The 15,851-nt window shown below is 39.0% G+C and carries 9 protein-coding genes; 2 read left to right on the forward strand and 7 right to left on the reverse strand.

Going from position 1 to position 15,851, the window contains the following annotated elements:
* Window positions 1-6: 6 nt before the first annotated feature.
* The 3 genes from RI845_RS12370 to RI845_RS12380 form a co-directional block, all read right to left on the reverse strand.
* Window positions 7-1,692, reverse strand: coding sequence for an amidohydrolase family protein (locus RI845_RS12370; RefSeq protein WP_348386474.1), 1,686 nt, complete (start codon window positions 1,690-1,692; stop codon window positions 7-9).
* A 126-nt stretch (window positions 1,693-1,818) separates the two neighbouring features.
* Window positions 1,819-3,084 (reverse strand): FAD-dependent oxidoreductase, encoded by a 1,266-nt coding sequence (locus tag RI845_RS12375; protein WP_348386475.1) that lies wholly within the window; start codon window positions 3,082-3,084, stop codon window positions 1,819-1,821.
* A gap of 127 nt (window positions 3,085-3,211) precedes the next feature.
* Entirely contained in the window at window positions 3,212-5,632 is a 2,421-nt protein-coding gene (locus tag RI845_RS12380) for a TonB-dependent receptor (protein WP_348386476.1), read from the reverse strand.
* Between the two features lie 365 nt (window positions 5,633-5,997).
* On the opposite strand from RI845_RS12380, the gene RI845_RS12385 reads away from it, so the two are divergent.
* The gene (locus RI845_RS12385) at window positions 5,998-7,005 is read left to right on the forward strand and encodes a helix-turn-helix transcriptional regulator (protein ID WP_348386477.1); all 1,008 of its coding nucleotides are present in this window, start codon (window positions 5,998-6,000) and stop codon (window positions 7,003-7,005) included.
* 442 nt (window positions 7,006-7,447) lie between these two features.
* Here RI845_RS12385 and RI845_RS12390 read toward each other — a convergent pair whose 3' ends face one another.
* From RI845_RS12390 to RI845_RS12405, 4 genes are all read right to left on the reverse strand, one after another.
* Window positions 7,448-8,611 (reverse strand): CaiB/BaiF CoA transferase family protein, encoded by a 1,164-nt coding sequence (locus RI845_RS12390; protein WP_348386478.1) that lies wholly within the window; start codon window positions 8,609-8,611, stop codon window positions 7,448-7,450.
* 340 nt (window positions 8,612-8,951) lie between these two features.
* The gene (locus RI845_RS12395) at window positions 8,952-12,437 is read right to left on the reverse strand and encodes an indolepyruvate ferredoxin oxidoreductase family protein (RefSeq protein ID WP_348386479.1); all 3,486 of its coding nucleotides are present in this window, start codon (window positions 12,435-12,437) and stop codon (window positions 8,952-8,954) included.
* An 18-nt stretch (window positions 12,438-12,455) separates the two neighbouring features.
* Window positions 12,456-12,950, reverse strand: coding sequence for a RidA family protein (locus tag RI845_RS12400; protein ID WP_348386480.1), 495 nt, complete (start codon window positions 12,948-12,950; stop codon window positions 12,456-12,458).
* A gap of 259 nt (window positions 12,951-13,209) precedes the next feature.
* Complete coding sequence (locus tag RI845_RS12405; RefSeq protein WP_348386481.1) at window positions 13,210-14,367, reverse strand: alpha-hydroxy acid oxidase; 1,158 nt, start codon at window positions 14,365-14,367, stop codon at window positions 13,210-13,212.
* A gap of 281 nt (window positions 14,368-14,648) precedes the next feature.
* On the opposite strand from RI845_RS12405, the gene RI845_RS12410 reads away from it, so the two are divergent.
* Entirely contained in the window at window positions 14,649-15,806 is a 1,158-nt protein-coding gene (locus RI845_RS12410; protein ID WP_348386482.1) for an MBL fold metallo-hydrolase, read from the forward strand.
* Window positions 15,807-15,851 lie beyond the last annotated feature (45 nt).

A 15,851-nucleotide genomic window follows, 5' to 3' on the forward strand; every position in this document is an offset into this window, starting at 1 on the left:
TGTAATCTACTTATTCTCGTTCAGAGTTTCGGCTCTTAATGGCGTAGTTTCAATCAAGTTCTGCGCTTTCCATGCTTCTTCTGTGATCTCTTCATAACGCCCTTTCTCTTCTACAGGGAATCGGATCGGCTGACCTGCATGGACATCTTTTTGCACTTTAGAGTCTTTAACGACAATAGATCCGTTAACAAGTACATAAGGAATACCTGTCGATGGCAGTCCGTTGCTACCGGATTTAAACGTTGCATGTTCAGTCACATTTTCAGCATCAATTAACACAATATCAGCCACCATGCCCTCTTGCATTCTGCCACGCTCTTGCATTGCCTTTAAGCCGGTGTCACCCATAAACTTTGCAGGCCAGTAGCTTAATTGACTTAACGTATGCATTAAGGGTACTCCTTCTTCACGAGCAATCCTTAGAGTTACGGCATGCGTGCCTGCTGCTCTTGGATGACCCGCGTAGTCCTCATAGGAATCATCCCAGTCAAGAAATTCGCCTTTGCTATTCAATCCCGGCATGCCATCACCAGCAACAATAAAGCCTTCAACTTTTGTCCATTCTGGTAGCCATTTTTTACGAGGCGGGCTGTAAGCAACTAACGTTCTGCCAGGTTCATCTTTAACAAATTTTAAGAACTCTTCTTTAGTCACAAATTTATCTAATTGCGGATCATAAATAGTTTCTTCATACTTAAAATTCATAAGGTCTTGCCAAATAGGTGGCTGCACAATGGCCGCGCCATAATTACCAGATCCAGCTATCCAAGGGTAATAGGTTGCCCAAACATTATAACCTTGCTCGCGGGCTTGGCTTAACAATTCTTGAGTTTCCCACCAACCAAAGTCATTATCGTGATGGATCTCAAGTGGAGCATTTAGTGCCATCGCATTGGCAATTATTTCTTTTGCTCCAATAGGACCTTCCGTTGGCGGTGTCGCACTTGGATGAAAGCGGTGATGTACAGCCGTTACACGGCCATATTGGCCAGCTAATTTTTGCGTAGTGTACATTTCATAACTTACAATTGCTTTACCAGCATAACCAATAAGGGAGCCTATACCTAAAGCACCCTGACGCAATTCCTCATCAAGAATGGCATGTACCTGATTTATTTGTTCATAGCTTGACTTATCATTAGCCCAGCCTTCATGACCATCTTTGCCCGACTCGCCTCTATGCTTGCTTAGGGTATATGGCATTGAAACATCTGGGCCAGTTAGATCCATCTCAGGATCATGAATACGCATACGTGCATATTCTTGCCCAGCTACTGCGCCAAAGTTCGCTTGAGTGTTACCTTCACGTTTAGCATACCACTCGGGGATATTTAACACGCCAACTTCAAAATCCATTTGCGTGGTAACACCGTCACGTAAGTTAACTTTTATTCCCCAAGGATCTAAGCCATGTTGCTCGTAATCAATAAAACCAGCAGTAACGACATGTCCGCTGGCATCAATAACCTCATCACCTGAAATGTCTTGTTCAGTAATCGCCATTATACGACCATCTTTTATGCCTACGTTACGCACCCCATCAAAGTTAGTTTCAGGGTCCATAACGCGGCCATTGTTAATCACCACGTCATAACTTACATTAGCTAGATTTACAGTTGATACATCACTTTCTGTTTGACTGCAGGCAGTAATAGTAGCTAAAAAACTTAGCGTGATTAATTTATTTTTCATTTATTTCCCTCACAATCAATACGTTATAGATGACATAAGCATTTGTCGTCATTTTAAATATAGTTGATGAATAACGAAGTGATACTTAAAATTATCACTTTAATGCCATGTAATATTTTATACTGTTTAAAACCGACAAATGGAAAACGGTGATATATCAAAGCGTGTGGATTTTTTAAAAATAGTATCAGCTAATAAACGTCCGCAGGCTGCAGATGTTGTCCACCCTTGCGCCCCTTGACCAGTATTAATGAATAAGCCGTCGACTTTTGTTTTTCCTAAAATAGCTATACCATCACAGCTCATAGGCCTAAAACCGGCCCAAGGATTTAATTGGTCGCGATCCATGTTTTGAGCAAAATCGGGAAAAACAGATTCAACCAAGCCAATTAAATTATCAATACGGTCTTGCGATATTTCAGGGTCAAAACCAGCAAACTCGGCTGTACCAGCAACTCTAAGTGTATTACCTAGCGGGTTAATACCCGCGTGTAAATTCATATCGGCAATGAGATGTTTAGGTTTGTTATCCCAACCATTCATAGGTATAGACAAAGAATAGCCTTTCGCCGGCTTTACTGGAACTTTAATGCCTAACGGCGCGAATAAGCTTGAGGCTTTTGCCCCGGTTGCGACAACAACCTTATCAGCTTGCATGCTTTGTCTATTTTTATTCATTTCTACATTAAACAACGTTGCCTGTTTGGTGATACTTGATACTGGCGAATTAAATAAAAACCTAACACCTCGTTGTTTTAATACGTTCGTCATTTGCTGACAAAAAATATGTGAATTACCCGCTTCATCGCCACTAAAAAGTAACGAACCAGATAATTTATCTTTAATGGGATTCAATGAAGGTTCGACATTAATTGTTGCTTGAGCATCAAGCATTTTAAAATCAGCATTCCCCATTTCTTTGAATATTTCAGATAAGTGTAAATGTTCATCCAGTGAACGCTGGTCGCGGAAAATCTTTAACGTACCATTTGATGAATGCCTATAATCAATTTTTGTATCTTGGCGAATTTGCTCAAGTAGCTCTACTGAGTAATTAGCCAATTTACCCGTTTGTCTATTAGCGTTTAAATAGTCAATCATATTGGCGTACTTTAAAAACTGCAATCCCCAAACAGTTAAATCTGGTATTGCTTTTAAACGAAATAACAATGGAGAATCTTTGCGGCCAAGGTATTTCAACATGACTTTTGCAATACCGGGAGCATTCCATGGATCAACAGCCGACGGGGTAATACCGCCACCGTTACCAAAGCTACACTCCATAGCAGCCCCTGAAGCGGCATCAATAACACTAACCTCAGCACCAAATTTATTTAAATAATAAGCAGTGGTGATTCCTTGCACCCCTGCGCCAATAACTACTATGTGCATAAAATACTCTTGTATGAACTTATACTTAACGATAAAGATGCTCTCAAATAAAATTAAAAAGGCAGGAACCTCCTACCTTCTTAACGAGTTCTTTATATTATAGAGAACACTTACTCTCTTACCTTGACTACCCCTCAAAGTTATAGGTGAATTGAACATTAACAGTACGTCCTGGTTTAAACGTTGCAATATTGGTTCCTAAGAATGGTTGGTAACTGCCTAAGGTAATTTCATCATTTAAGTTTTTACCCAGTACGTTAACAGACCAAATGTTATCTACTGATTTTATACCAATTCTTGCATTTACTTTTTCAAACGATTCTTGCAAGCCAACTTCATCGAGTGATGATTCAGTATAAAATTCATCGCTAAACTGCACTGATGCGCCAGCTGTCAGAACTAAGCTGTCCGTAATTGGTGCTTCAATATCAGCATAAACCTTACCTGAATACTCTGGAGAAAAAGGCATAGGTTGGTCAGATTTATCCGATGAATTACATTCGCCGCCGGCATAAATTGCATCAAGCGTTTCACGTTGATTACAACTACCGTTTTTATAATCTGTGTATTCTGCATCAAGGTAAGCTAATGAACCGCCTAGCATTAACCAATCATTAAGCATCCAGCGAGCTTCTACTTCAATACCTTGCGATAAAGACTCACCAGCATTAGTTATTGTTGATGCCGCAGTTATTGGATCAAAGGTATTCACTTGTAAGTCATCATACTCCGTTCTAAATAGTGCAATATTCAAATCTGCGTCTCCTTCAAGTAATGACATCTTAGTACCGAACTCAAAGCCCAACGCTTGCTCATCATCATACTCAAACTGTTCAGGTGTAATATTTACAGAAGCTGCAAAGCCACCAGATTTTGCACTTGTACCAGCTTTGGCATACATCATGACGTCATCATTAAAATCAAACTGATACATAACTTCTGGCATGAAATTTTCTGATGTTCTATCATCTTTTACAGGATTAGTTGCGGTGAATGCAACGCCTCCTCCAAGTGGCATATCAGTCCACACCATTTCACCATTACCGCTGTCGAAACCAAACTGATTATTTACAGTGCGATTATGTTCTTTATCTTCGGTGATGTAGCGAGCACCAAAAATTAAACGAGAGCTGTCGGTAATGTTCCATGTAGCATTTGCAAATACAGAGAAAGCATCTGTTTCTTGTTCAAAGGACGCTTCTACCCAGTCATATCCAGGAGGAATAATTGTAGGGTCGCCTAAGTATATTGCGCTTAGTACAGGATAGACTTCGGTTAAATTAACGATGTTAGAATTTTGGTTTTCTAAATCTGATGATTGAAAATATGCGCCAACAATATAACTAAAGTTGTCATTTACTGGAGATGCTAAGCGTAGCTCGAACGAGTTTTGTTCATAAGCTTCATGTAAAATATTATCAATACCACCAGTATTTGGTGTCGGCGCCATACCTAGCAAAGCAGGAATGATGTTAAATGAATTACTATCAAGATCTAACGCATGAATAAAATCAAAATCTGAGTAACCAATATTTGCGGTTAAGGTGTAATCGTTAATATCGTAAGCAATTTCTACCGCTACATTTCTTGACTCTTGCTCTAAACCAGCAGATGAACGTGTATCAGACAATGTCGAAGTATTGCCAGTAGCACTTGGGTCAAAAAGATCTAACATTGACGCATCATAATTTTCATCAAAATTAAATTCGCCACGACCTATTACATAACCTAAATCGTCTTTAATCGTGGTGAAGGTATTTTGTAAGTTACCATCAACCTCATATTGGGCATTTTCTATTTTAGCCGTGACGGTTAAATCTTCGCTTGCATTCCAAACCCCAGTAAGGCGAATCAATGTTTCATCTTTTTCACCAATAGTTGAACCGTCATAGGTATTTTGACCAAAGCCATCTGATGTTTTTTGTTGTACAGCTAAACGTAAACCTAATGTATCGGTCACGCCACCACCGGCAGCAACGCTCACAACAGTTTCTTCATACTCGGCTTCATGATCAACAGAAACACTCGCATTAAAGTCATCGTCTGCAGTATTTTTCTTAGATACAACACTAATTGCACCAGCAGTTGAGTTCAAACCAAACAACACAGCTTGAGTACCGCGAAGTACCTCGACACGCTCTGTATCTAGAAATGGCGCACGATATTGACGTGAACGAGGCATATAAATACCATCGATAAACATACTTACCGATTGCTCTAATGAACGGTCAGTACCTGCTCCCATACCACGAATTGACACTTGCGTAGTGCCTAAGGTTTCAGAGATCATTAAATTTGGAATAGAGCCAGAAAGTTCGCCTAAATCTTCAATAGATTCGGCTTGTAATTGGTCTCCAGAAATAGCCTGGATAGACATTGGAATATCATTTATCGATTGTGTACGTTTTGTTGAAGTAACGGTAATATGTTCTAACTTACCCTCATCAATTTGTGCAGTTGTTTCAGCTGCATTAGCCGAATAACTTAAAGCGACAGTGAATGACACAGCCCCTAAACAACGTGTTATTGTATTTAACTTAAGTTTCATTTCTCACCCTTGTGTATGGTTTAGTTATTATTATTTTTGTTTTTAATTGGACGATCTAAAACTAAATCATTAATACACAATTCATAGTAGCATATTTAGCAGATACAACATTTTTAACTGCCACAATTGCAAAGTCATGAGCCAAACTCACCAAGTAAACACACAAAAAACAAAGAGACAAACCAAAGCCAACAAAAACAATCAATACTTAATGAGTCGAACTTATTAAAGTATAAGTAACTAAAGATGGTTATCAATTAAATTGCTATTGCTTTAGCTTTTTATATTTATTTTCTTCCTAATTTGTTAGGATTTAAATAATAAAAAACATCCTTTATATATTTTGAATAGATAACTATTTACCAATGCTAAATAAAAACTTCACTACATATCATGGCAATATTATTTCTCTATTTGAGATATTGAAATCCTATAATGTTGATGTTGAAGAACTTGCAAATGAATTGAATATAGATATTTCAAAGCTACGCAGTAAAAATATCCGCATGCAAGCGGAGCAATTTGATCAGCTTATTTCCTTAGCACTAGAAAAAACTGACGATGCAATGTTTCCTATTAACTTTGCTAATTATGTACACCCTACTACCTATCACGCATTGGGTATGTCGCTATTAAGTAGCAGTACTTTGCGATCGTTTTGGCTCCGTCTTACACGATTCTTTTCGCTAATGACCACAATTAAAACTGTTGAACTGCACCTTGATGCTAAGCCGTCATTCATAAAGTTTAAACCTTTAGTTGTTCATCCTTCGACAACATTACATTTTCACTCAGCCGTTACGGTTGCAGTGTTAATCAAAATGATCAGACAAATGTATCAGCCTAACTATTCACCAGTTAAAATTTCTTTAGTTGGTTCAGTTGCACCTGAGACTCTGGCACTTTATGAAAATCACTTTGGGTGTGAAGTAACTGCCGATGCACAAAGCACAATGATTTTTGTAGATAATGAAGAATTGGACTTTAATTTACCTGCTGCAAATACAGATCTTACCCGCCAGTTAGATTTACTGGTGGTAAAGTATTTAGAAACCATTGAAAAAAACAGTTTAGCCACTAAAGTCGAAGAACTGCTGATCGCCTTATTACCTTCGGGGGAGTTTGATCGTGAAAAAATAGCCCAAGAACTGCACATGAGTCCGAGAACATTTCACGATAAGTTAAAAAAAGAACAGACCTCTTACCAACAAATTTTAGATGAGACTCGCCAGCAACTGGCCGATAAATACCTAAAAGAAATGGATATTCCTTTTAGTGAATTAACTTATTTACTTGGGTTTGCAGATTCCAGCAGTTTCTCTAGAGCGTTTAAGCGCTGGCATGGTGTTCCACCTAGTCAGTATGAGGTTTAAAGAAGTAATAACACTTACCTACCATCACTTGCTGACTACACTACCATTTGCTGAACTCGTTTCAGCATCTCAATGGTCCACTATAGATCCTGAAATAAATTCAGGAAAAAGGAGTTAGCTCCTAAACAAAGGGTTGTGAATTAATACCGTAATGAGGCTGAAGATTTGAAGTGGGCCAACTTTATAAACATCCCTGTTTAGTTGGCATTCCTTCATCCCTGAAGTAAAAAAAGCCCCCAAATCCAATAAGGGGGCCCTTCAATTACATAAGTATTTCCAAATCGAAACAGCGAACACTATTTGACATGAAAGCCTGGTTCCCACCAGTTATTGAGAATACTACTGGAAAGTCTGACTTATGTAATTAGCAAAAATGGCATTAATTAAATCAAATATTGCAATTTTTACAAAGTTTGTAAAAAACTACACTGTTAAATACTACTTACTTAACCGTTCCTTTTACAAACATATCGGACACTTCAGCTGCAGATAAACCTAACTCAACTAAAATCTCTTTACTGTTAGCTCCACGACCAACAATATCGCCTTTATCATTGGTAGGGGTATCTGAAAACCTAGGTGCAGCAGAGGCTTGTAACATGCCATCTTTTTCAAAATAGTAACCACGAGCTTCATTATGCGCATGCTTTGCTGCATCTTCAGGCGATAATACTGGTGCATAACAGGCATCTAAACCATCAAACACTTGATTCCAATGCTCTTGGGTATTGCCGGCAATAATTGCTGCTAGCTTTTCTTTTTGCATTGGCCAAAGTTTTGGTTTGTACTGCTCTTTAAAGTCTTCATCATCTTGCAATCCAAGTGCTTCAAGCATGATTTTATAAAACTTAACTTCAAGTGGGCCAAAGGTAATCGCTTTATCATCACTGGTTTTATAACTGTCAAACCAATGCGGGCCATCAAGTAGACTTTGACCTCGTGTATAAGAAGCAGACTTTGTTGCTACCATAGTTAAAATAAGGTTCATCATATTAGCAGAGCCATCGACAATGTTGGCATCAACCACTTGCCCCACTCCGGTATTTTTAGCATTTAATACACCAGCTAATAAGCCAATCACTAAATATGTGGCGCCGCCACCGATGTCACCTGCTAATGTAGGAGGAGCAACCGGAGCGTCACCTGGACGCCCTGCATACCAAAGCGCACCAGACAAACCAATATAGTTAAGATCATGACCTGCAGCTTGGCTCATAGGGCCTGTTTGTCCCCAACCTGTCATGCGACCATAAATTAGTGCTGGGTTGGCTTTTAAACATTCATCAGGGCCTAAGCCTAGGCGTTCCATTACACCAGGGCGCATACCTTCAATTAAGCCATCAGCTTTAGCAACAAGCTTTAACACTAATTCCTTGCCTTCGTTGGACTTTAAATCAACCGCGATTGAACGTTTGCCACGCTTTAAAATATCAGTCGAGCCAAAATCCGTTGACGCATCGGCTTTGCCCATGGCTCGTTCAACGACAATAACTTCAGCGCCCATATCCGATAACATCATTCCGGCAAATGGACCTGGGCCAATGCCTTCAATTTCAATGAAAGTAAAACCAGTTAAAGGACCAGACTTTTGATTGTTATTTTTCATGAATATCTTCCTCTAATTAATACCAAGTCTACTAAGTTTTTTCCCACTCAGTGAGAATTAAAAGTCTTATAGACAAGGCACTGATTGCAGAGAATGGTTGTTCCCTTGTCAAAATTAGTAACGAAGGCTATACGCCTTTTAAACTCACCCTTCGGGAGCTTGTCAGTGGTCCACTAACTTCACAAAACTTCATTAATATAGAATCACTATATCAATAAAATTTAGTTTGTTATTGAACCGCTGACATAGCTCTGAGCTGTGAATAAACTTAATAGAATTGGTATATAAGCCCAGAACTAATCTGGGCTTTTAATTTTAATAAGCTTAGCTTATCGAATTGTTATAAATTCACAACTTTAATTTCAGCTTCAGCAGCTAAATCGCCATGTTTGAAAATGTTGGTTAATTTTTGCTTTTGTGCTTCAAACGTTTCAACATTATCTTCTTTTACATGACCAAAGCCTCGAATTAAATCAGGTAACTCAGCAATCTCAACCGCTAGCGCATAATTACTCGCTTCAAGGCTACCAATTACTTCTTCAATCATTGCAAAGTAATCTTCAATTAACTGACGTTCCATTTTTCGCTCGGCGGTTTTGCCAAATACGTCAAATGCAGTGCCACGTAAGCCTTTAAATTTAGCTAAAATACCAAACGCTTTCAGCATCCAGCCACCAAGGCGAATTTTCTTAGGCTTGCCGGTAACTTTATCTTTAGGAGCAATGCCAGGAGGAGCTAAATTAAATTCTAATTTAAAGTTACCTTCAAATTGAGCATTTAGTTTTTCAACAAACTCACCATTTGCATAAAGCCTTGCTACTTCGTATTCATCTTTATACGCCATTAATTTGTAAGCATATAATGCGACTGCTTGGGTCAATGAATTGTCAGTAATATCCAGCGTTTTTTCCGCTTGCGAAACTTTATCTACTAACGTTTTATAACGATTAGCATAGGCACTATTTTGATAATCGGTTAAGTCATTAATACGCATTTCGATGCGTTCACTTAATGATTTAATATCATCTTGGCTATCATTTTCACCTGCGATTAAACGTAATACGGATTGTTGATCATTGGCAAATATTCGGCCCCACATAAACGCTTGTTGATTAAATTCAACGGCGACACCATTTAATTCAATTGCTTTTAATAAACTATGTTCAGTTAAAGGAATTTTGCCATTTTGCCACGCATAGCCGACAACAAAAAAGTTAGCAGCAATAGAGTCGCCCATTAATTGTGTTGCCACTTTATTGGCTTCAATAAACTCTAAATTGTCACCTAAACTACCTTCAAGTCGTTCTTTAACTGCGTCAATTGGATATTGCAAATCGCCATTACGGGTAAACTCCCCTGTAATTGCTTGATGATTATTTACGACTGCAAAGGTTTTACCCTCTTTAACCATAGAAAGGGATTCATTATCACTACCTGCCAACATGTCACAACCAAGCAATAAGTCACACTGCCCAGAAGTAATACGTACTCCTTTTATAGCGTCTGCATTATTGCCAATTTTTACATGCGATTTAACCGGCCCACCTTTTTGAGCAAAGCCAAGTTGCTCAACAACTGAAACTCCTTTGCCATCAACATGAGCAGCCATACCAAGTATTTGACCAACTGTGATTACACCAGTACCACCTACGCCAGTAATTAATACATTATAGGTTGTATCACCTTGCAACTGATACGGGGTCACTTCTGGTACATGAGGTAAATCAGCAATACCTGCGGCTGCGCCTTTACCCTTGCGAACTTTGCCGCCTAATACAGTTACAAAGCTTGGACAGAAACCATCGTTACAACGATAATCTTTATTACAAGTAGACTGGTTTACCATACGTTTGCGACCAAACTCTGTAGATTTTGGCTCGACTGATAAACAGTTAGATTTTTCTCCACAATCACCACAACCTTCACAAACTCGGTCATTGATAAACATGCGTTTAGCTGGATCTGGGAACTTGCCGCGTTTACGACGACGACGTTTTTCCGAAGCACAGGTTTGGTCATAAATTAAGATGGTTACACCTGGAATTTCTCGCAACTCTCGTTGTACTAAATCAAGCTCATCTCGATGGTTAATCGTTGTGCCTTTAGGGAATGCACGATAGGTTTTATACTTTTCTGGTTCATCAGTCACTACCGCAATGCGCTCTATACCTTCAGCGCGCATTTGGTCTGCAATACTATTAACTGAAATAGGACCATCAACCGGTTGGCCACCTGTCATAGCAACAGCATCGTTATATAATATTTTATAAGTGATATTTACCTTGGCAGCAATAGCCGCACGAACAGCAACAGAGCCTGAATGATAATAAGTACCATCGCCTAAGTTTTGGAACATGTGCTTGGTTTTTACAAAGTTTGATAAACCAATCCAAGTACCACCTTCACCGCCCATGTGAGTGTATAAATCTACGTCTCGATCCATCCAGTTAGCCATATAATGACAACCTACTCCACCAAAACTACGACTGCCATCAGGCGTAACTGTCGACGTATTATGTGGACAACCTGAACAGAAATAAGGCAAACGCGCCATATCTAATGAAGGTAACTGCCCTAATTTACAACCTGAGTTTTGTAACTCATCTAAGTTGGTAGCAATTAAATCATTTGGATTGATATCTAATAAACGTTTCGCCAATACTTTGGTGATATCGTCTGTATTAATGTTGCCTGAGTTGCGTAGCAAAATATTACCACTTTGATCGTGTCGGCCAAGAATTGTTGGACGCTCATTCTCAGGTAAATCGTAACAAGCCTGTATAATACCTTTTTCTAAAATTTCACGCTTATCTTCGATAACGATTACTTGTTCAAGACCTTGGGAAAATTCACGATAAGTTTGCAGGTCTACAGGATATGGCATCGATACTTTTAATACCTTTATGCCTAAGCTATTTAGCGCAGATTCATCTAAACCTAAATCTTTAAGCGATTGCATGGTGTCGCGCCAAATTTTGCCCATTGCGACAATACCAACTTTCGGTTTGTCAGAGCAGAATGTCACCTTGTTTAAGTTATTAGCTCGAGCAAATGCTAATGCCGCAGGTAATTTATGTTCTTTAATGCGTTGTTCTTGAGCATATGGTGAATCGACTTTACGCGAATTAACACCGCCTTCAGGAAAATCAAAATCAGGGTATTTAATTTCAAAACGATTTTCAGCAATGTTCACTCGTGCTGAGGTTTCAATAGTTTCAGGTAAAAGTTTATAACCAACCCAAGCACCACTAAATCGTGAAAGTGCCACACCCATTAATGCCAGATCTAATACTTCTTGAATATCAGCAGGGAATAAAACCGGCATTAATAAATCTTCAAACAATACTTCAGAATGATAATTATTAATGGTTGAAGCCATGTTTGGATCGTCACCGGCAAGAATTAAGGCTCCGCCATGTGTCGAGCTACCATGCCAGTTACCTTGACGAAGACCATCTAGAGTTTGATCAAGGCCGGGACCTTTTCCATACCACATAGAGAATACACCGTCATAATTTGCATCACCAAAGTAATCAATTTGTTGTGTTCCCCAAACAGAAGTCATCGCTAAGTTTTCGTTGATTCCTGGAATAAACTTAATATGATTGTCTGTTAGGCGTTTTTCTTCGCGCCATAACTGTACATCCATTGCCGTCATTGGTGAACCACGGTAACCTGAAATATATCCAGCTGTGTTTAAACCGTTCTTTTCATCTAACCAACGCTGCTCTAATAACGCACGTACAAGTGCTTGCGAGCCAGTCATGTAGGCGTTATCGTTATTGCGTTCGTACTTATCTTGTAATTTTATTTCTGAGTTTGACATGTGTAAGCTACCTAGCAATTAATGAAGTTCTAATTCAGCTTCAACTTCAACGCTAAGGTTCATTGGCAATGCAGCCATACCTACTGCGCTACGACATGCCATGCCACATTCTTTACCAAAAATTTCAATAATTGTTCGAGAGAAACCATCAATAACAGGTGTTTGTCCATTAAAACCTGGTGCAGTATTTACCATGCCCAATACTTTTACCCATGACTTAATGCTAGATAGTTCGCCTAATTCACGTTTAAGCGTACCAACCATCGCTAACGCTGTTAATTTCGCAGCTTCTTGTGCTTGCTCCAAAGAAATGCTGTCGCCAACTTGGCCCATTAAATGAGTAGCGATGGTGCCATCAGGGTTAAGTGCACCATGTCCAGAAACAATGACTCTCTTATCAATCACTTTCACCATTGAAAGTAACACTTCAAAGCCAGGAGGAAGTTGCAGCTCACCGGTAATGGTATAGCCAAGCTCTTGCATACGTTGTTCTGGAGTTTTGTTGTCTGACATAATGTTCTCTCTTTTGCAGTAACAGCGAACGTGCTGTTAATACTATATTTATTGTAGTTATAGTTTTTATTACTAGGATGATTTTAAAGTAGCACGCAGCTTAGTAAAAAAATTGTCAGAATCGGCAAAGGCATTGCCCGAAGGTTTTAACAGCGACTAAAACTGTTCTTATTAAGCAGAAGTGTTTATCTATGAGGGAGTGGTAAAATTTATCTTAAACCTTACCACTATTGTCTATTTTTATATTTTTATATTTTTACTATTTGAAGCGCAGAATATCACTGCTAATACTGGTTATATCTTTTGCGCCAGAAACAATCATTGCTCGCTCTATTTCCGTTTTGAGCATATTAATCACAAACTCTATTCCTGGGCTGCCAGCCGCTGATAAACCATATACAAATGGTCTTGCTGTAGAACAAGCTGTCGCCCCCATCGCTAATGCTTTAACAACATCGGTGCCACGGCGAATACCACCATCGAGGATAATTTCAGCTTTACCAGATATTGCATCAACAACTTCAGGTAATGCCGAAAACGTTGATGGGATTGCGTCATAGTTTCGTGCCCCCTGGTTTGAAACAAACACACCATCAGCGCCTATTTCAACAGCTTTTTTAGCATTATCTGCCGACATAATGCCTTTTATTGCCATTGGTCCGTCCCAGTTATCACGGATCCATGCCAGAGTGTCCCATGTTACCGGGCAAACCAAGTTATGAAACAGCCAGTTTTGATCTTTGCCTTGGTCAAAAAAGTTCTGAAAATTGGCAAAATCTGGTTTACTTTTCATATAGCCTAACACCCACTTAGGATGGGCTAACAGCGACAGTATGCTTCTTAATGGAAATGTTGGCGGAATACCAAAGCCGGTTCTGGCATCACGTTCGCGATTACCATGGACCGGATTGTCGATTGTCACAATAATCGCTTTATAGCCGCTGGCTTTAGCTCGCTCAAGCATATTTTTCATGATCGCTTTATCACGAGCAGGTTGTAACTGAAAGAACTTCGGCGCATCAGTTGTCACTGCTACATCTTCCATAGAGGTAGTAGCAAAGTTCGACATCGAATAAATACAACCAGTGTTAGCAGCAGCTCGAGCTGTGCCTTTTTCACCATCAGTATGCATCACCTTATGCGCGCCCCAAGGCGATAACAAAACAGGCGATGCAGATGTTTGCCCTAAAATAGTAGTGGTGAAATCTGCCGATTCTAAGCCAGTGCCATAGTTTGGCATCAAGGTTACATCATCAAAGGTACGGGTGTTTTCTTTTAGCGTTTTTTCATCATCGCCACCACCATCTATGTATTCTCTAATGGCTAATGGTAATGCTTTATGAGCAGCACTGCGTACATCGTTTATATTTAAACAATGTTGTAACCCGTTAGGAACCTTATGCTCGGAATGGCTCATTTATTTACACCTAGTTTATTATATTTATACTGAGTCTTACTTTACACATTTGTTTATAACCGCACTTATCTGTTTAGGAATTGCAATTGAAAAACTGCCAAAAAAGATAAATTTTACGCAAAAATTAGCATGGGACTTGCTCAATCAACTAAAAATGATAAATAAGTCAAAACAAGCAAATAGCTTAATATCAGTTCAGATCCTCTTTGCTTACAACAGTATAGTGCTAATATGAGAAGAGTATTTTTACCAAGTCTATAATTTAGCGACGGAGTTGATTGATGAGCATTGAAGATTATAAAAAAGATGATGAGCACGGAAATTCTTGTCAAATAAATGACCATGATTCAATTTTAAATTATCCTTTTTCGATCCCTGAGCAATATCAAAAGCAATTAATTTGTGACGATATTTATTGGTTTAGAGTACCTCTGCCGTTCAAGCTTGATCACATTAACTTGTATTTAATTAAAGATGGTGATGGTTGGTGTTTAGTTGATACGGGCATGGGCACAAACTACTCTAAACAGTTTTGGCAAACTTTATTTGAAAGCGCGCTTGAAGACAAACCGGTCAATAAAATAATTATCACTCATAATCATCCAGATCACGTTGGCCTGGCGAGTTGGTTACAACAAAAGTATGACTGCCCGGTGTTAATCACTCAGCGTGAGTACGACATGATGGCCTATTTATTCAGTATCAGCGGCAGTACACCACCTAAATACTATCTCGACTTTTTACTGCGCGCAGGTATGTCGCCTGAGTTTACCGAAAAAGTTGAGCAAGAACGTGACGATGGCTTTGACAAAGCCGTTGATGGTTTACCGCGCAAATGTCAGTTTATTCGCCATGGTGATGTCATAGATATTGGCAAGCACCAATTTGAGATCATTGTTGGTAGCGGCCACTCACCTGCTCATGCAAGTTTATACTCTAAACAGCTGAATTTATTATTCTCTGGTGATCAAGTGATACCAGAAATCCCATCTATGGTGACCTTGTATCCGAAGAATCCTAAATTTAAAGATCATCGTAAGCAAAATCCATTAGGACGCTGGCTGAATGCCTTAAATGGTTTAAAGCAATTGCCCAGTGATACCTTAGTTTTACCATCACATTCAAAACCATTTATTGGGTTACATAAACGCATCGACGAAATTATAGAAAATCATTGTAAGTTATTAAATAAGCTCATCGATTGTTTAGGTGATGAAAAAACAGTGAGCCAGGCAATAAAACCTATCTATAAACGTGAAGTTAAAGATAACATTTATGTAATGTTTGTCAGCGAGCTACTCGCTCACATTCAATTTTTGGAACAACTCGGCATAGTCGAACGTGAAGCAACTGACACTGTCGATCTGTTTAAAACCGTTAAGCAAGTTGACTTGTGTAAAGAGATTGGCCGCTTTTTAGAAGCACCTTGTTGCCAATAAACAATCGCCAAAGTTCAACTTATCAATCAAACAAGTTGAACTTAC

The sequence above is a fragment of the Thalassotalea nanhaiensis genome (assembly GCF_031583575.1).
Taxonomy (GTDB): Bacteria; Pseudomonadota; Gammaproteobacteria; order Enterobacterales; family Alteromonadaceae; genus Thalassotalea_A; species Thalassotalea_A nanhaiensis.